Raw genomic sequence first — 19,287 nt, 5'->3', positions numbered from 1 at the left:
CGACGGAAGGACAACGGTGTCTGCACGACGAACACGCCCGCTGCGCGGGATCGCCGGAGCGCTCGGCCTGGTTCTCGCCGGCGTCGCGCTCACGAGCTGCGCGGCAGGGGACGGGCCGGAGACCATCCGGTTCACCTTCAGCAAGCGCGAGGCCATCCCGTTCATGACCGACCTGGTCGCGGACTACAACGCCTCCCAGAACGACGTCCGCGTCGAGATCGACACCTCGGGCGTCGACGTCGTCTCTGCCAGCTTCGTCCGCGGCAACCCGCCGGACATCATGCTCGCGAACTACAACTACGAGGTCGCCCGGTTCGTGCAGCGCTGCGCGCTCACCGACCTCTCCGACACCGAGGCCGCGGCGGGCATCCGCGACGACCTGCAGCCGCTGATGGACCAGTACGGCTCGTGCGAGGGCCGAACGAGTGCCCTGCCGTACTCGGTCATGGCCGCCTCCGTCATCTACAACACGCAGATCTTCGAGGAGCAGGGGCTCGAGGTGCCGCAGACCTGGGACGAGCTGATCGCCGTGTGCGACCAGCTGCGCGAGGCGGGCATCGACCCCTTCTACGGCACCTTCAAGGACGACTGGACCGTGGCGCAGGGCTGGTACGACTACGCGGTCGGCGGTTCCCTCGACGTGCTCGAGTTCTTCGACGCCCTCGCCGCCGAGGGTACCGACGTGGGTCCCGACTCCGAGGTCTCGTTCCAGAAGGACTTCGCCGAGCCGATGGACAAGATGATGCAGCTCGCGAACGACTACACCAATGAAGACGCCCCGAGTCGCGGCTACGGCGACGGCAACCTCGCCTTCGCGAAGGGCGAGGCGGCGATGTACCTGCAGGGGCCGTGGGCGTTCAGCGAGATCGCGAAGACCGCTCCCGATCTGCCCCTGGGCACCTTCCCGCTGCCCATGACCGACGATCCCGACGACCTCGCGGTGCGGGTGAACATGGACCTCGCGGCGATGATCCCCGTGGAGTCCCGGCACCAGGAGGCCGCCCGCGACTTCCTCGAGTACCTCTACCTCCCCGAGAACATCGAGGAGTACAACGCCTCGCAGCTCGGGTTCACCCCGACGACCGACGCGGCAGCGCCGGACGACCCGCGCATCGAGGGCATGATCCCGTACTACGACGACGGCAAGATCTACCAGGGCCCGTCCGTGCTCGTTCCGAAGACCCTGCCGATCTTCAACTATGCGCAGGCGATGGTGCTCGGCGCCGCGCCGTCGTCGATCCTCCGCACGATGGACGCCGACTGGGCCCGTATCGCCTTCCGCGCTCCCATCCCGACCTCGCAGGATTCCGCATCGGCCGAGACAGAGGAGTCCGCGCCATGACCACCACCACCGCCACCGACACCGGTGCCAGCACCACCGCGATCGTGACGGGCGGCGAGCGGAAGCTCCGCCGGCACACCCGCCGCGTCGAGCCGATCTACTACCTCTTCCTGCTGCCGACCCTGGTGATCTTCACGCTTGCGATCACCGTCCCCGGCGTGATCGGCATCTTCTTCAGCTTCACCGACTCGATCGGCATCGGTGAATGGAGCTTCAACGGCCTCACCAACTACATCGCCCTGTTCAGCGATCCCGCGATCCTGCAGAGCTACCTGTTCACGTTCGGCTTCTCCATCGCGACCGTGATCGTGGTGAACGTGATCGCGTTCCTCCTCGCGGTCGGGCTCACCTCCCGCATCCGCTTCAAGACCGGACTGCGGACGATCTTCGTGATCCCGATGGTGATCTCGGGCATCATCATCGCCTACGTCTTCAACTTCCTGTTCTCCAACTCGCTGCCCGCGGCGGGGGCCGCGACGGGGATCGAGTGGCTGCAGACCAGCCTGCTCGCCAACCCCGACCTCGCGTGGGTCGCGATCGTCATCGTCACCGCGTGGCAGGCCGTGCCCGGCACGCTGCTCATCTACATCGCCGGTCTGCTGTCGGTGCCGGGCGAGGTGTACGAGGCGGCCAGCATCGACGGGGCCAGCCGCACGCAGCAGCTCACTCGCATCACCATCCCGCTCGTCGCCGGGTATGTCGTGATCAACGTGATCCTCGGGTTCAAGGGCTTCCTCAACGCCTACGACATCATCGTCGGCCTCACGAACGGCGGACCGGGCACCGCCACCCGCAGCGTGGCCATGACGATCATCGCGGGCTTCAACGGCGGCGACTACGCCTACCAGATGGCCAACGCCACGATCTTCTTCATCGTGGCCGTGCTCATCTCGGTCTTCCAGCTCTCGCTGACCCGCGGAAGGAACACGTTCTGATGACCACGCAGACCCTCACCACGGCCCCGGCCGGCGGCCGGAAGAAGCGCGAGAAGATGGAGCGCGTCAACTGGTCGGGCACCATCATCCTGATCCTCTGCACCGCGACAGTCCTCATCCCGCTGTACGTCACGATCTCGATGGCATTCAAGACCACCGGTCAGGCCGTCGACGGCAACGCGTTCTCGTTCCCCGCGCCGTTCAGCTTCGACGGATTCGTGCAGGCCTGGAACCTCACGAAGTTCCCCGTCGGCGCCGGCATCTCCCTGCTCGTCACGGCGGGAACGGTCGTCGCCACGATCGTGCTCGCGGCCTTCGCCTCGTACGCGATCGTGCGCAACTGGGACCGCCGGCTGTTCCGGTACTCCTTCTTCTACCTGCTCGCGGCGATGTTCATCCCCTTCCCGGTCGTGGCGCTGCCGCAGATCCAGCTCACCGGACGCGTCGGACTCGACAACCCGTTCGGCGTGATCATCCTCGCCACGATGTTCCAGCTGAGCTTCAGCGTGCTGCTGTTCACGGCGTTCCTGCGGTCGATCCCGATCGAGCTGGAGGAGAGCGCCCGCATCGACGGGGCGACCACGTGGCAGACCTTCTGGCGGCTGATCTTCCCGCTGCTCGCCCCCATGAGCGCGACCGTCGGCATCTTCGCGTTCCTCTACGCCTGGAACGACTTCATGATGCCGTCGCTCATCATCTCCGACCCGGCACTGCAGACGCTGCCGGTGCGGCAGAACCTCTTCCAGAACCAGTTCAGCAACAACTACAACGTCGCCTTCGCCTCGTACCTCATGGCGATGGCTCCCGCGATCGTCGCCTACCTCTTCACTCAGCGCTGGGTGATGGAGGGCGTCACGCAGGGTGCCGTCAAGGGCTGACACCGACCACCGCAAGAAAGCAAGGAGTTCCACCCCTCATGACCGATTCGCTGCTCACCGAGACCCGCGAAGACGACAAGACCGCGACCTGGTGGCGCCAGGCCGCCGTCTACCAGATCTACCCCCGCAGCTTCGCCGACGCCGACGGCGACGGACTGGGCGACCTCCCCGGCATCGTCTCCCGTGCCGACTACCTCGCCGAGCTCGGCATCGACGCGGTGTGGCTGAGTCCCTTCTACCCGTCCGAACTCGCCGACGGCGGCTACGACGTGGCCGACTACCGCAACGTCGACCCGCGCCTGGGCACGCTGGCCGACTTCGACGCGATGGTGGAGGCGCTGCACGCGCGCGGCATCCGCGTCGTGGTCGACATCGTCCCCAACCACACCTCCGACCAGCATGCGTGGTTCCAGGAGGCGCTCGCCGCGGGGCGTGGGTCGGCCGCGCGGGAGCGCTACATCTTCCGGGAGGGCACGGGGCCCGACGGTGCGGAGCCGCCCACCGACTGGATCTCGATCTTCGGTGGCAGCGCCTGGGAGCGCGTGGCCGACGGTCAGTGGTACCTGCACAACTTCGCGGTCGAGCAGCCCGACCTCAACTGGGACCACCCCGAGGTGCGCGAGGACTTCCTGACGACACTGCGCTTCTGGTCGGACCGCGGCGTCGACGGGTTCCGCATCGACGTCGCCCACATGCTCACGAAGGACCTCACCGAGCCGCTGCCGTCGCGCGCCCAGCTCGACGCGATGGACCGCACCTCGGGCACCCACCCGATGATCGACCGCGACGACGTGCACGAGATCTACGCCGAGTGGCGTCGAGTGTTCAACGAGTACGACCCGCCGCGCACCGCCGTCGCCGAGGCGTGGGTGGAGACGCCGGAGCGCCGGGCGAAGTACGCCTCCGCGGAGGGGCTGGGCCAGGCGTTCAACTTCGATCTGCTCGTGGCCGACTTCGATGCGGGCGACTTCCAGCGAATCATCGCCGACAACCTCGCCCAGGCGCACGCCGCAGGGTCGTCGACCACCTGGGTGCTGTCCAACCACGACGTGACCCGCCACGCCACGCGGTACGGCCTTCCGCCGCTGCGCGGTCGCGCGGTGAAGCAGGGCACGGAGTGGGTGCGTGCCGGCGGCCCGGAGGACGGGCTCGACCGCGAGGGCGGACTGCGCCGGGCGCACGCCGCGACCCTGCTGCTGCTCGGCCTCCCCGGCAGCGCGTACCTGTATCAGGGCGAGGAGCTCGGGCTGCACGAGGTGGCCGACATCGCGCCGGAGCAGCGGCAGGACCCCGGGTTCTTCCGCGGGGCCGACTTCGATGGTCTCGGCCGCGACGGGTGCCGTGTGCCCCTGCCGTGGACGGCGTCGGGCAGCTCGTACGGGTTCGGCGAGGGCGGCGCGCATCTGCCTCAGCCGGCGTGGTTCGCCGCGGCTGCGGTCGAGGTGGAGGATGCCGACCCCGGTTCCACGCTCAACCTCTACCGCGAGGCTCTGCGGCTGCGGCGGTTGCTGCAGACCGGCGAGAGCCTGGAGTGGAGGGAGACGGGTCGTGCGGACGTGCTGCGGTTCCGTCGTCCGAACGGCTGGGAGGTCGTGACGAACTTCGGCACGGAGCCTTTCGAGCTCGGAGCGGCCGCGGAGGACGCGGTGCTGTCGACCGTGGCGCTGGACGGCTCCGCGCTGCCCGCGGAGGCGACCGCATGGATCGCGCCGCGGGGGCTCGTGGGGTGAGTCGGGGGTGACGAAAGGCGGAGGGCGTGGTCGCACGCTCTCCGCCTTTCCCGTCCGCGGAGCGTTCGATTTGATAATGGTTCTCATTAGCGTTTACGCTGGCATCATGAAGAAGCCCGCGCTCGCTCTCGCCCTCGCCTCCGTCGCCGCCCTCTCGCTGGCCGGATGCTCCAGCCCCGCCGCGTCGGGGCAGGGCGACGACGGAACGATCACCGTCGTGGCGAGCACCAACGTCTACGGCGACATCGCCGCGCAGATCGGCGGCGACCGCGTCGACGTCGAGTCGATCATCACCTCCGCCTCCCAGGACCCGCACTCCTACGAGGCCAGCGCCCGCGACCGGCTCACGCTCCAGAAAGCCGACCTCGTCGTCGAGAACGGCGGCGGCTACGACGCCTTCATCGACAGCCTGCTGCAGGACGCCCAGGACCCGCACGTCGTCACCGCCGTCGAGTACTCCCACGACTTCCCCGGCAACGAGGGCCATGAGGAGGACGCCCACGACCACGCCGACGACGCCGCCGCCGACGAGTCGCACGACCACGAGCATGCCGAGGGCGAGGAGGCTCACGACCACGAGGGCCACGACCACATCGAGGGCTTCAACGAGCACGTGTGGTTCGACCCGCACACGATGATCCACGTGGTCGAGGCCATCGCCGACGAGCTGACGGCGCTCGACCCCGACGGCGCGGACACGTTCGCGACCAACGCCGACGAGCTGGTCGCCGAGCTCGAGGGCTTCGAGTCCGACCTCGAGACGCTCAAGGCCTCCGCCGAGGGCAAGACGGTGTTCCTGACCGAGCCGCTGCCCGGCTACCTCGCCGCGGCCGCCGGTCTCACCGACGTGACGCCCGAGGGCTTCGCCGAGTCGGTCGAGGAGGGCAGCGACGTCGCGCCGGCGGTACTGCTCGAGTCGCTCGATGTGATCGCGTCCGGACAGGTGACCGCCCTGCTGACCAACGCCCAGACGGGCGGTGCCGAGACCGAGCGGGTCGAGAAGGCCGCGGACGACGCCGGAGTGCCGGTGGTCGCCTTCACGGAGCTGCTGGAGGACGGATCGTCGTACTCTGAGTGGATGCGTGACGCGATCCAGAGCCTCGCCGCCGCCGTCCAGTCGTGAGCGGCGCGGTCGACCGCGCGGCGCCCGTGCTCGAGATCGCCGACGGGGCACTGCACCGCGGAGACCGCGAGCTCTGGTCGGGCCTCGATCTCACGGTGCAGCCGGAGGAGTTCATCGCCGTGCTCGGACCCTCCGGGTCGGGCAAGACGACACTCCTGCGCAGCATCCTCGGCCTCCAGCCCCTCTCGCGCGGCACGATCCGCGTGGCAGGTGAGCCGGTGCATCGCGGCAACGCCCGCATCGGCTACATCCCGCAGCAGCGCGCGATCGCCCCCGACACCAGCATGCGTGCCAGGGATCTCGTGGCGCTCGGCGTGCAGGGCAGCCGCTTCGGCCTCCCGTTCCCGCACCGCGGCGACCGCGCGAAGGTCGATGCGCTGCTCGACGCGGTCGGCGCCGCGCACTACGCCGACCGTCGGGTGGGGTTGCTGTCGGGCGGAGAGCAGCAGCGGCTCCGCGTGGGACAGGCGCTCGCCGATGAACCGGCCCTGCTGCTGTGCGACGAGCCGCTGTCGAACCTCGACCTCGCGAACCAGGTGGGCGTGACCGACATCATCGACCGCCAGCGGCGCGAGCGCGGGGCGGCGGTGCTGTTCGTGACGCACGACATCAACCCGATCCTCGGCCGGGTCGACCGCATCCTCTACATCGCCGGCGGGCGCTTCCTGCTCGGCACCCCGGACGAGGTGCTGCAGACGCGCGTGCTCAGCGACCTGTACGGCACACCCGTGTTCGTGCTCCGAGCGGGCGACCGGCTCGTGGTCGTGGGTGTCCCCGACGCCGAGCCCCACCACCTGCACGACGACCACGACCACGGAGGGACCGCATGACCGCCGCCGCCCTCCTCGTCCCTGCCGTCGGGTGGGACGACATCTTCTCCTTCCAGGACTACGGCGAGCTCGTCGCCCTGCTCGCGAACTCGATCATCGCCGGGGCGGTGCTCGGCATCGTCGGTGGCCTGATCGGCGTGTTCGTGATGCAGCGCGACCTCGCCTTCGCGGTCCACGGGGTCAGCGAGCTCTCCTTCGCCGGTGCCGCGGCCGCGTTGCTCTTCGGCGGCAGCGTGGTGTTCGGCTCACTCGGCGGGGCCCTGGTCGCGGCGATCCTCATCGGCGTGCTCGGTGCGAAGGCGCGTGACCGCAACTCGATCGTCGGTGTGCTCATGCCGTTCGGCCTCGGCCTCGGCATCCTCTTCCTGTCGCTGTACGACGGACGCAGCGCCAACCGCTTCAGCCTCCTCACCGGTCAGATCGTGTCGGTGTCGAGCCCCGACCTGGGGTGGCTCATCGGCATCAGCCTCGTCGTGCTGCTCGGGCTGCTGGTGATGTGGAACCCGCTGCGGTTCGATTCGCTCGACCCGGAGTCGGCGGCGGCCCGCGGGGTGCCGACCCGTGCGGTGAGCCTGCTGTTCATGGTGCTGCTGGGCCTGATCGTCGCGGTGAGCGTGCACATCATCGGAGCTCTGCTGGTGATGGCGCTTCTGGTGACACCGGCCGCCGCGGCCATGCGGGTCACGGCGGGTCCGGTCGCGGTTCCGCTGCTGGCCGCGCTGTTCGGCTTCGTCTCGGCGGTCGGCGGCATCCTGCTCGCCCTCGCCGGCACCCTCCCGGTGAGTCCGTACATCACGACGCTGTCGTTCACGATCTACGTCGTGTGCTGGATCGTGCAGAAGACCCGGTCGCGCGTCCGTCGCGTCTCCGCCTGACCTTGCCGGCGAATGGTGCCGGGCCGCCGCCCTGACGGACGACGGCCCGGGGCTGGAGTCACTCGTCGGACGGGGGCCGGTTGCGGCGCACGAGCCACCGTGTGACGTCGAACACGAGGCCACCGGCGAGGAAAGATCCCGCGATCAGCATCATCATGCGCAGTCCTTCGTCGGCGGTGGTGACCGCCCCACTGAACGCCATCCAGGTGCCGATGGCGACGAACGCCCACCCAGCGATCATGCGTCCCGAGGGGCGCGAGGCGGAGGGTGTCGAGTGAGCGCTCCTCTTCTCCATCGTCGGCTCCTCCGTCTTGGACTACCCTTCTAGCGTACGCGTATGACGGCTATCCGCTGTCATGCGTAGGCAATCATCCCAATATGCGCGCGCGGCATGTGTCGCGATCCGATCCGGAGAGTGACTCCGGTCCCGCCCCCGTCCGCTCCCAGCCCTCGCCAACCCCCTCCGGCCTAGAATCGAAGGCATGGCTCAGCGGAACACCTGGCAGCGCGAACGCGTGCGCGAAGCACTCGCCGACGCCCGCGGTTTCGTCAGCGCACAGAGCCTGCACGCCTCCCTCCGCGACGACAACACCGGCATCGGCCTCGCCACGGTCTACCGCGCACTGGCAGGGCTCGCCGCCTCGGGTGATGCCGACTCGCTGCAGAGCCCCGAGGGCGAGGCGCTGTACCGTGCCTGCTCCACGCAGGGGCACCACCACCACCTGATCTGCCGGTCGTGCGGGCTCACGGTCGAGATCGAGGCGAAGGACGTCGAGCAGTGGGCGCACCGCACCGCCGCTCTGCACGGGTTCACCGACGCCGCGCACGTCGTCGACATCTTCGGGCTGTGCACCCCGTGCGCCAACAAGCGCGAGGCCGGCAGGACAGCGACAGCGTGAGTTCCCCGGCACGAACGGCCTCCCGTCCGGGCCACACGCACCGACACGCGACACCGCCGCGGTCGCCCTGGATCGGCCTCGGTCTCGGCGCCGCGATCGTGGCGGCGCTGTTCCTGATCGACCTGCTGCTCCCGTCGCTGTACCCGGCATCGCTGCCGACCAGGGCGCAGGACGGCCTCACCCTGGCGCTCAGCGTGCTGATCGAAGCACTGCCGTTCGTGATCCTCGGCGTGCTGCTGTCGATCGTCGTGCAGGTGTGGCTGCCCGCCGACGTCATCCACCGCTGGCTGCCACGCCGCGCGTGGGCCCGGCGCGCGGTGCTGTCCCTCCTCGGGATGCTCATCCCGGTGTGCGAGTGCGGCAACGTCCCCTTCGCGCGCGGTCTGATGATGCGCGGCCTCGCCCCGGCGGAGGCCCTCACCTTCCTGATCGCCGCGCCCATCGTCAACCCGATCGTCATCCTCACCACGCACGCGGCCTTCGGTTGGGACGGCGGCATCCTCGTCGCGCGCCTGGTCGGCGGCTACCTGATCGCGAACCTGATCGGCTGGATCTACAGCCTGCACCCGTCGCCGGACTCGCTGCTCACCCAGCGCTTCGTCGACACGTGCGAGCGCGTGACGCACGAGCCGGGCACCCCGATCCGCCGCAGCCTCACGCAGTTCCTGGTCGAGCTGCGGGCGGTGATGCCGGCGCTCGTGATCGGCTCAGCGCTCGCGGGAGCCGTGCAGGTGCTGATCCCGCGCGACGTGCTGCTGGCGATCGGGTCGAACCCGGTGCTGTCGATCGTGGCGATGATGCTGCTCGCGATCGTGGTTGCCATCTGCTCCAACGTCGACGCGTTCTTCGCGCTGTCGTTCGCGTCCACCTTCTCCAGCGGGGCGATCGTGGCGTTCCTGCTGGTCGGGCCGCTCGTCGACATCAAGATGCTGGCGCTCATGCGCACGACCTTCACCGCGCGCACGCTCGTCGGGATCACCGCGGTCGTGCTCGCCGCGGCCTTCGCGATCGGGATCGGGGTGAACGTCTTTGTCTGAGCAGCAGACACCGCGCGCTCGAGCCCTCGCGACCCGATGGCTGGGCGTCGGACTGGCCTCCGCGGTCGCGGTCGTGACGCTCGGGCTCGCGGTCACCGGACGCCTGACGCTCTACATCAGCCCCGAGTCGGTCTGGTTCGCGAGTGCGGCCGCCGTGGTCACGCTCGCCGGGGCGGTGTGGTCGTGCACCCTGCCGCTCGGGGCCGAGGACGACCACGGCCACGACCACGGCGACGCCACCGCGGAGCCCGAGCACGCGGACGACGAGGCGTCGCGCACGACCGTGACTCCCCGGCGGACCCTGGCCGGAGTCGGCGCGGTCGCGGGCGGCGTGGTCGCCACCGGGGTCGTGGCCGCAGCGCTCGTGCTGCCGCCCGCCTCGCTGTCGGTCGAGCTCGCAATGTCGCGTGCGGGGGAGCAGTCCACGCTGTTCGCCGGGGCGGACACCGTGGCCCTCGGCGTCGCGGACACCTCGACGTTCGGCATCGGCGACTGGGCCAGTGTCTTCGCGGGGGCCACGAACACCGCGGCGTACGACGGGGCCCCGGTCACGCTCACCGGCTTCGTCACCCCGGCGGGGAAGGGCGACGGCGTGAACCTCACCCGGCTCGTCATCACGCACTGCGTGATCGACGCGCAGACCGCGGCCCTGCCGACCGACGTCGACCCCGGCGAGTACGAGACGGGGCAGTGGGTCGAGGTGACGGGCACGGTGCGCGCCGACGCCGACGGCACGCTGCGCATCAAGCCGAAGGACGTCGTCGCGACCGAAGAGCCAAAGGAACCCCATGAGTACTGACGACGAGCGCCGCGAGACGCCCGCCGTCCCGCGCACGCGCGCCGAACTGCGCGCCGCGCGGGAGGCGGCGGAGCGCGCGGCCGCCGAGTCGGTCTCCCTGGTCGAGGGGGAGGGCCCCGCCCCCGCCCCCGAGGCCCCTTCCGCCGAGCCGGATGCGCCCCCGTCGCCCGCGTCGACGGAGCCGTCTTCGGTGGTGCCCGCGACTTTCCCCGCCGTGCCTGAGGCGCCCGCCGCTCCTTCCGCCGAGCCGGATGCGCCCGCCTTCGCGGTCCCGTCGACGGGATCCTCCGCGTCCGCCTCCGCGATCCCGTCCGCCGGATCGTCTGTGCCCGCGGTGCCGCTTGCCCCCGAACCCGTATCCGCCGCCGCCGCGCCGCCCGCGACCCCGACGCCGCCCGCGGCCGAGACGTCAGAGGCTGCCGCGCCGGGCTGGCGTCCCGCCGATGGCCCGCCCACGGCGAGTGACCGCGCCGGTGCGGCGGCCGGGCCGCGGATGTCACGCCGGTTCCTGCTGACGATCGGTGCCGTGCTGGGTGTGCTGGTGCTGGTCGGCACCGGCTTCGGCGTCGTGAGCCTGCTGCAGGGTCCGCGCATCTCGGAGGTGCAGGTCGACGCGGCCCAGGCGATCGAATCGTCCGGCAGCCGCCTGATCCTCACCGCGAACCAGCCCCTCGCCGCGATCGAGGCGGACCAGGTGTCGGTCGAGCCGGCTGTGCCGTTCACGGTCGACGCGGCCGGCCGCGGGATCGGTGTGCGCTTCACGGTGCCGCTCGACGACGACACGACGTACACCGTGACGGTGTCCGATGCCGTCGGTGCGAGCGGTGGTCCGTCCGCCGAGCTCACGACGAGCTTCACCACGCCCGCTTCGATGATGTTCCTGCTGCGGCGCGACGTCGACGGCGACGACACGATCTTCCGCACCGACCTCAGCGGCGAGAAGGCGGTGCCGGTGTTCTCGCATCCGCGGATCAACGACTTCCGCGCCACCTCCACGCGCCTCGTGGCCTCGGTCGAGGAAGACGACGGCTCGCACCTGCTGGTGATGGACCGCGACGGTGAGGACCAGCGCGAGCTGACGCTGCCCGGCGACGGCTATGTCCGAGAGATCCAGGTCTCCGAGCGCGGCAACCTCGTCGGCTACAGCTACTCCGACCGCGAGCTCGGCGACAGCGAGGGCCGCGCGAGCGTGCTCGTGACCCAGTCGCTGAGCGGCGACGACGAGCCGCAGATCATCGAGGTCGCAGGGGAGGAGGCGAGCGTCTTCGTGTGGCAGTTCGTGCCGGACAGCGCCGCCGTGCTCTTCATCGACTTCGACGGCGCGCTCGCCCTCGTCGACCGTTCCAGCGACGCGGGAGTGCAGTCGCTCGGGCTCGCCACCACCATTCAGGGCATCTCGCGCGGCACCTACACCGCGATCGTGGAGCGACTCGACGGCACCGTGGTCGAGCTGAACCTCACCGACGGCTCGGAGCAGCCGCTCGCGGCCTCGACGCCCGACTACGGCACGGCCACGACGATCACGCCGTTCCCCGGCGGCACGCTGCGGCACGTGGTGTCGCGCGACGACTCGGGACTGCCGATCGGGCAGGCGGTGGTCCGCGTGGACGACGACGGGGTCGCAGAACCCCTGGTCGAGGTGGGGTCGAGCGACGCCATCCTCCAGGCGTGCGCGTCGCCGAGCGGGCAGTACGCGGCCGTCGTGGTCGCCCCCGATATGGCGAACAACCCCTACGACGGCATGCTGCTGCCGCTTCCGGGGCGGCTGGAGACCCACCTGATCGACCTGGACTCCGGGAAGGAGCTCGTGGCCCTCACCGGCTTCGACGCCTCCTGGTGCCAGACGGCGCCGCGGTTCTGACGTGTCGGCCGTTCCGCTGCGACGCGTGACCCGCGACGACGTGATGCGCTCCGCCGTCGAGGTGGCGCCCACCCTGCTCGGCGCGGAACTGCGCACCGTGGTGATCGAGGGCGGTGTGCCGGTGGAGGTCCGCGTGCGCGTGACCGAGGTCGAGGCGTATCACGGGCAGGGCACGGGTGACCGCGTCGACCCCGGCTCGCACGCGCGCATGGGTCGCACCGCCCGCAACGCCACGATGTGGGGCGAGCCGGGCCACCTGTACGTCTACCTGAGCCACGGGATCCACTCGTGCGTGAACGTGGCGTGCGGTCCGGAGGGGCAGGGCGACGGGGTGCTGCTGCGCGCCGGAGAGGTGGTGGCCGGTGAGGACGCTGCGGCCGTCCGCCGCGGTGCCCCGCTCCCGCTGGGGCGAACGGCCCGACGCGACCTCGCCAGGGGGCCGGGGCGACTGGGCCAGGCGGTCGGCCTGCGCCACGCGCTGCACGACGGGATCGACGCGGTCACGGGCGCGGAGCACAACGGCGCCCGCGCGGAGCTGTGGCTCGGGGCGCCGGTCGCGGATGTGTCGCAGGGGCCGAGGGTCGGGGTCGCGGGGGTCGCGGGGACGGACGCCTTCCCGTGGCGGTTCTGGATCCCGGACGACCCGACCGTGTCGGCGTTCCGGTGGGGGCGCGGTGCCGCCGAGGCCGCGGCACTGGGGGCGACCCTGCCCGTGCTAGACTGACTCTTTGTCTGCGCACGCTCCTGTGCGTAGTTCGCATGCTTCCCCTTCCGCGGCCGAGAGATCGGCGGGTCGAGGTTGCGTGCAGACAAGGGATCTTGGGTGGGGCCGTCCGGCCTCACGGTAATGAAGGAGTCATCATCATGGCAGCAGTGTGCCAGGTGACCGGAGCTGTTCCCGGCTTCGGTCACAACGTCTCGCACTCGCACCGCCGGACGAAGCGCCGCTTCGACCCGAACGTGCAGAAGAAGACCTATTTCGTGCCCTCGCTCGGTCGTAAGATCACGCTCAACGTGTCCGCCAAGGGCATCAAGGTGATCGACGCGCGCGGCATCGAGAACGTCGTCAAGGACCTCCAGGCGAAGGGTGTGAAGCTCTAATGGCCAAGAAGGCTCAGGACGTCCGTCCGATCATCAAGCTGCGTTCCACGGCGGGTACGGGCTACACGTACGTGACCAAGAAGAACCGCCGCAACACCCCCGACCGCCTCGTGCTGAAGAAGTACGACCCGGTCATCCGTCAGCACGTCGAATTCCGAGAGGAGCGTTGATCCATGGCTAAGAAGAGCAAGATCGCGCGCAACGAGCAGCGCAAGGTCATCGTCGAGCGCTACGCCGAGCGTCGTGCCGAGCTGAAGAAGACCCTGGTCGACCCGAACGCCACCGACGAGGCCCGCGAGGCCGCTCGCGTCGGCCTGCAGAAGCTGCCGCGCAACGCGTCGCCGGCTCGCGTGCGTTCGCGCGACGTCATCGACGGCCGCCCCCGCGGTGTCCTCACGAAGTTCGGCATCTCGCGTGTCCGCTTCCGTGACATGGCACACCGTGGCGAGCTGCCCGGCGTGACCAAGTCGAGCTGGTAAGTCACCGCCGTCGACAGGGGCGAGGATCTTCGGATCCTCGCCCCTTTCGCGTACCCCCGCGTCTCCGTCGTTTCGCGGCCCGGGTGAGCGCCGACGCGCTCCGGCGATCGCGAGAGTGCCGCGAGATCGGGGCGGACCGGCAGGGGTGGGTGGCGCTCGCGGACGCCGATCCCGTGATCGTCGGCGCCGTCCCGCGCGAGGGCATGAGCCTCCCGAATTCTGTGACACGTGTGACCAAAGTGGCGCGACACGCCGGGTAATTGGTCAAAACCCGCGAAATGACGCGGAAATCCGGGTGGTGGTTGGTACATTCAAGGCGGTCACTCGACCAACGGGAGGCACCCGCCTCTCGCACCCACAACGATGCGACGGTCCTTCGTCGCTGGAGGATGACATGGCTGACAAGTCCATCACCAAGACCGAGCTCGTCGCGAGCATCGCTTCCGCCACCGGCCAGAGCCAGGCCACCGTCTCCGGTGTCCTCGACTCGCTGTTCGCCACGGTCTCCGACGCTGTCGCCAAGGGCAGCAAGGTCTCGATCCCGGGCTGGATCTCCTTCGAGCAGGTCGACACCGCTGCTCGCACGGGCCGCAACCCGCAGACCGGCGCCGAGATCAAGATCCCCGCTGGCAAGCGCGTCAAGGTGACCGCCGGCTCCAAGCTCAAGGCTGCCGTCAAGTAAGACCGCACCCGTTCGAAGGCCGCTCCCGATCCGGGAGCGGCCTTCGTGCTTTCCCCCCGTCCAGCGCGCCTAGGCTGGAGGGGTGAGTTCCCGCACCGAGACGCCGAGCACGACGTCGGCGTATCGCGTCGCCGGCGTCGTCATCCTGCTGGCGGCGGGTCTCGTCGCCCTCGTGTGGGCGCTGCTCATCGGCGGCGGTGCCAAGCCGCCCCTGCTGCAGGACCCGGGGCCCGTGGTGCTGTGGGGCACACCGATCGCCAAGCTCGTGATGAACCTCTCGGGCGCGCTCATGCTCGGGTCGCTCGTGCTCGCTCTGTTCGCACTCCGCGCGGGCGAGCGGTCGTTCGACAGGGCCCTGAACATCGCGTCGATCGGTGCCGCGGTGTTCACGGTCTCGGCCGGTCTCGCCGGCTTCCTCGCGTTCATGGCGGCGTTCAACCCGAAGCTCAGCATCGAGCGGGAGTTCGGTGCACAGCTCGGACGGTTCCTGCTGGAGCTGCCGCTCGGACAGTCGTGGCTCATCACCACGATCCTCGGCGCCGTGATCACGGTGCTCGCGTTCGCCTGGCGGTCCTGGACGCCCACCCTGATCACGGCCCTGCTCGCCGCGGTGTCGTTCCTGCCGCTGGCGACCCAGGGCCATGCGGGCGACCTCGACGGCCACAACATGGCGGTCAACTCGATCCTGCTGCACACCATCGGGGCCGCGGTGTGGCTGGGCGGCCTGCTGCTGCTGGTGCTGCTGCGCGGAGAGCCGGGCATCGACCGCGCCCGCCTGGTGTCGCGCTACTCCTCGCTCGCCATCGCCGCCTTCGCGGTCGTGGCGCTCTCCGGCTTCACACGGTCGATCGTCGCGGTGGGGTCCTGGGAGGCGGTGTGGTCGACGCCCTACGGCACGATCGTCATCGCGAAGGCCGTGCTGCTGGTCGGGATGGGCCTGCTCGGCGCCTGGTACCGCGCCCGCCTCATCCCGAAGCTCGACGGTGACCGCGCCAACCGCTGGTTCTGGCTGCTGGTGCTGGGCGAGGTCGCGCTGATGGGGCTCGCCTCGGGCGCCGCGGCGGCCCTCGCGCGCACGCCTCCGCCCACGGGCGAGACCGCCGCGTTCGCGCAGACCCCGGCGCAGATCCTCACCGGCTCCCTGCTTCCCCCCGAGCTCACGCTGGCGCGGTGGTTCACGGCGTGGGACATCGACGTGCTGTGGCTGGTGGCTGCCGGGTTCGGGCTCTTCCTCTACCTCGCGGGCGTGCGGCGGCTGCGCCTGCGCGGCGACCGCTGGCCGATCCACCGCACCGTCTTCTGGGTGCTCGGCATGCTGATGCTGGTGTGGGTGACGGGCGGGCCCATCAACGCGTATCAGGAGTACCTGTTCAGCGTGCACATGCTCGGGCACATGATGCTCTCGATGGCGATCCCGCTGCTGCTCGTCTCGGGTGCACCCATCACCCTGGCGTTGCGCGCGATCCACAAGCGCGACGACGGCACCCGCGGCGGCCGCGAGTGGATCATGTGGGCCGTGCACTCGCCGTTCGCGCGCGTGGTGACCCACCCGTTCGTCGCGGCCGCGATCTTCATCGTGTCGCTGTGGGCGTTCTACTTCACCGACCTGGTGCGCTGGTCGATGTACGAGCACCTCGGGCACGAGTGGATGGTCATCCACTTCCTGATCTCGGGCTACCTGTTCGTGATGAGCCTGATCGGTGCCGACCCCGTGCCGTACCGGCTGCCGTACCCCGGCCGGCTCATCACCCTCATCGCCGTGATGGCCATGCACGCGTTCTTCGGCATGGCGATCATGATGCAGGAGGGGCTGATGGTCGCCGACTGGTTCGGCGCGATGGGCCGCGACTGGGGCGCCGATCCCATGACCGATCAGTACGTGGGCGGCGGCATCGCCTGGTCGATCGGAGAGATCCCGACGCTGATCCTCGCCATCACGGTCGCGATCCAGTGGAGCCGCAGCGACACCAAGCTGCAGAAGCGTCGCGACCGGCACGCCGACCGCACGGGCGACGCTGAGCTGGAGGAGTACAACGCGCGCCTCGCCGAGCTCGCTGCGCGGGACCAGCGCGCGGCGGAGCGCCAGGCCCAGCGCGACCGGCGCTGATCCCCGGCGTCAGTCCTCGGCGGGCTCGTCGGGAGAGCCGACCCTGATCGACGCGGAGCCGTCGGGGAGGATCGCGATGGTGCCGTTCACGCGGAACGGCACGTCTTCCGACACCGGCTCGACCGAGCCGTCGAACAGCGACTGGATCTCGACCTCGACGTGGGCCACCGCATCGGCCGGCGGGATCTGCCACTGACCGTCCTCGGCGGGGACGACCGCGATCTGGGGCTGACTCGTGATCGACCAGGTGGGCGGTGCGGAGATGCGGTTCGTCACGCGCAGGCCGAACGGGCACGCGGTGGGCTGCAGCACCTCCTGGGTCGTGCACTGCGTGAGGAACTCCTCGACGCGCTGCTGCACCACCGACACGAACTCGGGAGTCGGCTCGGTCTGCACGTCGAGCGGCGTGACGGCGAGCGGCTTGTCGGCGAGCACTCCGTGGCCGGACGACGTCGAGATCGCGGTGTCGACCGTGACGGAGTAGACGCCGGGGGTGAACACGAGCAGCGGCAGGGGGTCGAGCGGCTGGGCCTCGGCCCCCGCGACGGACACCTGCCGACGATCGACCTCGAACCCGTTCACGGCGAAGCGGTCGGAGCCGCGCACGGTGAGCTGGACCACCGCGAGAGGGCTCGTGGTGAACCGCCAGTCGGGGGTGACGCCGGCCCAGCCGTCCTGCTGCACCTGGAAGGTCGTGGTGCCGTGATGGCCACCGGCCGTGTAGCCGACGGTGACGGCAGTGCCGTCGCCGGAGGGCCGTTCGGACTTCACCTCGATGTCGGTGAGGGGGCCGAGCGCGGAGCGCCGCAGCATCGCCTCCGAGGCGCGGGGGTCGATGCCGGCCTTCTCGAGCGTCTCGCGGTCGATGGCGACACCGGGCACCCGGAGCGCATCGGCCGCGCGGCCGGATGCGAGCAGGTCGAGGTAGCGGACCACGAACGCCGAGGGGCCGTAGAACTGCTGGTAGAGGGTCGCGCCGCCCGCCCCGATCGCGGCGAACAGCATCACGCCGACGACGGCGAGCATGGTCAGATCCACGCCCAGGCGCGCACGCCGGGGCGTGCTCCTCCCGGCCCGCTCCATGGCGTCAGTCTAGGAGGGAGTCCTGGGGGGACGCCGAGCGTCGGCGCCCCGCGACTCCCGGCGCGACGTAGCATGGGTGGGCGCCCCCGTCCGCCCCTGCAGCCCTGAGAGAACCGTGTCCCTTCCCGCCCTGTCCGAGGAGCAGCAGGAGCTGTTCCGCCTCATCGAGGACACCGGGGAGCACGTGTTCATCACCGGCCGCGCGGGCACCGGCAAGTCGACGCTCCTGCAGCACTTCGCCTGGAACACGAAGAAGCAGATCGCGATCTGCGCGCCCACCGGCGTCGCCGCGCTGAACGTCGAGGGGCAGACGATCCACTCGCTGTTCCGGCTCCCGATCGGGCTGATCGGCGACGCGGACATCGACCAGAACGATGCCACCCGGCGCATCCTGAATGCGATCGAGACCCTCGTGATCGATGAGATCTCGATGGTCAACGCCGATCTCATGGACGCGATCGACCGCTCGCTGCGGCAGGCCCGCGGACGCAGGGGCGAACCGTTCGGCGGTGTGCAGGTGGTGATGTTCGGCGACCCGTACCAGCTCGCGCCCGTCCCGCCGCGCGGCGACGAGGCCCGCTACGTGAAGGACCACTACCGCTCCTTCTGGTTCTTCGACGCGAAGGTGTGGTCGGGCGGCTCCGGGCTCTCCGACCAGGAGGGCCTGTTCCAGGTCGACACCAGGGCCGAGCTGCACGTGCGGGAGCTGGTGCAGATCCACCGGCAGTCCGACGACGGGTTCAAGGCGATGCTCAACGCCGTGCGCTACGGCCGGGTGACCGCGGAGATCGCCGGGGTGCTGAACGCGCAGGGTGCCCGCACGCCGCCCGACCCCGAGCCGGGCGAGGTGCCGATGATCACCCTCGCGACGCGCAACGACATCGTGAACGGCATCAACGGCCGTCACCTCGCCGCCCTCCCCGGCAAGGAGCAGACCGCGCGCGCCGAGATCAACGGCGACTTCGGACGCGGCGAGGCCGCCCTGCCTGCCGAGTCGGAGCTCAAGCTCAAGGTCGGCGCGCAGGTGATGTTCCTCCGCAACGACACCGCCATGTCGGGCGAGCCGCCGCGCTGGGTCAACGGCACCATCGGCACCGTCACCCGCATTCTCGGCGGGGCCGTGCGGGTGGAGATCGACGGCGAGGAGGTGGAGGTCGAGCCGGCCGTGTGGGAACGGTTCCGCTACGCCTACGACCCGAACACGAAGAAGCTGTCCCGCGACGTGGTGGCGGAGTTCACGCAGTTCCCGCTGCGGCTCGCGTGGGCCGTGACCATCCACAAGTCGCAGGGCAAGACCTATGACCGCGCGATCATCGACCTCGGCTCCGGGGCGTTCGCGCCGGGGCAGACCTATGTGGCGCTGAGCCGTCTGACCTCGCTCGACGGGCTGTACCTGTCGCGACCGTTGCGGCCGAGCGACATCCGGGTCGACGAGGACGTGCGGCGCTTCATGCGCGACGCGTGGCTGGCGGCGTCGACGCCGGAGCTTCCCACGGGCTGAACCGCGGTGGACGCCCTTCGTCTCG

At 70.2% G+C, this 19,287-nt stretch carries 20 protein-coding genes; 18 read left to right on the top strand and 2 right to left on the bottom strand.

Annotated elements, in window-relative coordinates; translation table 11 throughout:
• Positions 1-16: 16 nt before the first annotated feature.
• From ACWGQ1_RS17035 to ACWGQ1_RS17005, 7 genes are all read left to right on the top strand, one after another.
• Positions 17-1,342, top strand: a complete 1,326-nt coding sequence (locus tag ACWGQ1_RS17035) for an ABC transporter substrate-binding protein (protein ID WP_205814396.1) — start codon at positions 17-19, stop codon at positions 1,340-1,342.
• Positions 1,339-2,277: a carbohydrate ABC transporter permease gene (locus ACWGQ1_RS17030; RefSeq protein ID WP_205814395.1), complete on the top strand. Its 939-nt coding sequence runs from the start codon at positions 1,339-1,341 to the stop codon at positions 2,275-2,277. The genes ACWGQ1_RS17035 and ACWGQ1_RS17030 overlap by 4 nt, the downstream gene beginning before the upstream one ends.
• Positions 2,277-3,155 (top strand): carbohydrate ABC transporter permease, encoded by an 879-nt coding sequence (locus tag ACWGQ1_RS17025; protein ID WP_136036820.1) that lies wholly within the window; start codon positions 2,277-2,279, stop codon positions 3,153-3,155. Before ACWGQ1_RS17030 ends, ACWGQ1_RS17025 begins: the two co-directional genes overlap by 1 nt.
• 38 nt (positions 3,156-3,193) lie before the next feature.
• Positions 3,194-4,885: a glycoside hydrolase family 13 protein gene (locus ACWGQ1_RS17020; RefSeq protein ID WP_136036819.1), complete on the top strand. Its 1,692-nt coding sequence runs from the start codon at positions 3,194-3,196 to the stop codon at positions 4,883-4,885.
• Between the two features lie 106 nt (positions 4,886-4,991).
• Entirely contained in the window at positions 4,992-6,008 is a 1,017-nt protein-coding gene (locus ACWGQ1_RS17015) for a metal ABC transporter solute-binding protein, Zn/Mn family (RefSeq protein ID WP_452313417.1), read from the top strand.
• A complete protein-coding gene (locus tag ACWGQ1_RS17010; protein WP_452313416.1) occupies positions 6,005-6,838 on the top strand; it encodes an ATP-binding cassette domain-containing protein in 834 nt (277 codons plus the stop codon). Before ACWGQ1_RS17015 ends, ACWGQ1_RS17010 begins: the two co-directional genes overlap by 4 nt.
• Complete coding sequence (locus tag ACWGQ1_RS17005) at positions 6,835-7,713, top strand: metal ABC transporter permease (protein ID WP_205828273.1); 879 nt, start codon at positions 6,835-6,837, stop codon at positions 7,711-7,713. Before ACWGQ1_RS17010 ends, ACWGQ1_RS17005 begins: the two co-directional genes overlap by 4 nt.
• Positions 7,714-7,771: 58 nt before the next feature.
• Here ACWGQ1_RS17005 and ACWGQ1_RS17000 read toward each other — a convergent pair whose 3' ends face one another.
• Positions 7,772-8,008, bottom strand: coding sequence for a hypothetical protein (locus ACWGQ1_RS17000; RefSeq protein WP_452313415.1), 237 nt, complete (start codon positions 8,006-8,008; stop codon positions 7,772-7,774).
• 187 nt (positions 8,009-8,195) lie between these two features.
• Here ACWGQ1_RS17000 and ACWGQ1_RS16995 point away from each other — a divergent pair, with 187 nt between their 5' ends.
• The 10 genes from ACWGQ1_RS16995 (at position 8,196) to ACWGQ1_RS16950 (ending at position 16,678) form a co-directional block, all read left to right on the top strand.
• Positions 8,196-8,612: a Fur family transcriptional regulator gene (locus tag ACWGQ1_RS16995; RefSeq protein WP_136032082.1), complete on the top strand. Its 417-nt coding sequence runs from the start codon at positions 8,196-8,198 to the stop codon at positions 8,610-8,612.
• The gene (locus tag ACWGQ1_RS16990; protein WP_136032084.1) at positions 8,609-9,649 is read left to right on the top strand and encodes a permease; all 1,041 of its coding nucleotides are present in this window, start codon (positions 8,609-8,611) and stop codon (positions 9,647-9,649) included. The genes ACWGQ1_RS16995 and ACWGQ1_RS16990 overlap by 4 nt, the downstream gene beginning before the upstream one ends.
• The gene (locus tag ACWGQ1_RS16985; protein WP_452313414.1) at positions 9,642-10,448 is read left to right on the top strand and encodes a TIGR03943 family putative permease subunit; all 807 of its coding nucleotides are present in this window, start codon (positions 9,642-9,644) and stop codon (positions 10,446-10,448) included. Before ACWGQ1_RS16990 ends, ACWGQ1_RS16985 begins: the two co-directional genes overlap by 8 nt.
• Complete coding sequence (locus ACWGQ1_RS16980; protein WP_452313413.1) at positions 10,438-12,309, top strand: hypothetical protein; 1,872 nt, start codon at positions 10,438-10,440, stop codon at positions 12,307-12,309. The genes ACWGQ1_RS16985 and ACWGQ1_RS16980 overlap by 11 nt, the downstream gene beginning before the upstream one ends.
• Before the next feature lie 16 nt (positions 12,310-12,325).
• On the top strand, positions 12,326-13,033 hold the full coding sequence (locus ACWGQ1_RS16975; RefSeq protein ID WP_136044272.1) for a DNA-3-methyladenine glycosylase: 708 nt from the start codon (positions 12,326-12,328) through the stop codon (positions 13,031-13,033).
• A 140-nt stretch (positions 13,034-13,173) separates the two neighbouring features.
• Positions 13,174-13,410 (top strand): 50S ribosomal protein L28, encoded by a 237-nt coding sequence (gene rpmB / locus ACWGQ1_RS16970; protein ID WP_025102729.1) that lies wholly within the window; start codon positions 13,174-13,176, stop codon positions 13,408-13,410.
• The gene (rpmG, locus tag ACWGQ1_RS16965) at positions 13,410-13,580 is read left to right on the top strand and encodes a 50S ribosomal protein L33 (protein WP_017203558.1); all 171 of its coding nucleotides are present in this window, start codon (positions 13,410-13,412) and stop codon (positions 13,578-13,580) included. Before rpmB ends, rpmG begins: the two co-directional genes overlap by 1 nt.
• A gap of 3 nt (positions 13,581-13,583) precedes the next feature.
• Entirely contained in the window at positions 13,584-13,889 is a 306-nt protein-coding gene (gene rpsN / locus ACWGQ1_RS16960; protein WP_017829734.1) for a 30S ribosomal protein S14, read from the top strand.
• A 394-nt stretch (positions 13,890-14,283) separates the two neighbouring features.
• The gene (locus tag ACWGQ1_RS16955) at positions 14,284-14,571 is read left to right on the top strand and encodes an HU family DNA-binding protein (RefSeq protein ID WP_017203554.1); all 288 of its coding nucleotides are present in this window, start codon (positions 14,284-14,286) and stop codon (positions 14,569-14,571) included.
• Positions 14,572-14,653: 82 nt separating this feature from the next.
• On the top strand, positions 14,654-16,678 hold the full coding sequence (locus ACWGQ1_RS16950; RefSeq protein ID WP_206252308.1) for a cytochrome c oxidase assembly protein: 2,025 nt from the start codon (positions 14,654-14,656) through the stop codon (positions 16,676-16,678).
• 9 nt (positions 16,679-16,687) lie between these two features.
• Here the strand turns inward: ACWGQ1_RS16950 and ACWGQ1_RS16945 are convergent, their stop codons facing one another.
• Positions 16,688-17,761 (bottom strand): hypothetical protein, encoded by a 1,074-nt coding sequence (locus ACWGQ1_RS16945; RefSeq protein WP_136044270.1) that lies wholly within the window; start codon positions 17,759-17,761, stop codon positions 16,688-16,690.
• A gap of 115 nt (positions 17,762-17,876) precedes the next feature.
• Between ACWGQ1_RS16945 and ACWGQ1_RS16940 the strand changes: the two genes are divergently transcribed.
• Positions 17,877-19,262, top strand: coding sequence for an ATP-dependent DNA helicase (locus ACWGQ1_RS16940; RefSeq protein ID WP_136029696.1), 1,386 nt, complete (start codon positions 17,877-17,879; stop codon positions 19,260-19,262).
• The last annotated feature ends 25 nt before the right edge of the window (positions 19,263-19,287 follow it).

Source organism: Microbacterium sp. NPDC055599 (genome assembly GCF_053618975.1).
This window is presented reverse-complemented; position numbering and strand designations above follow the sequence as displayed.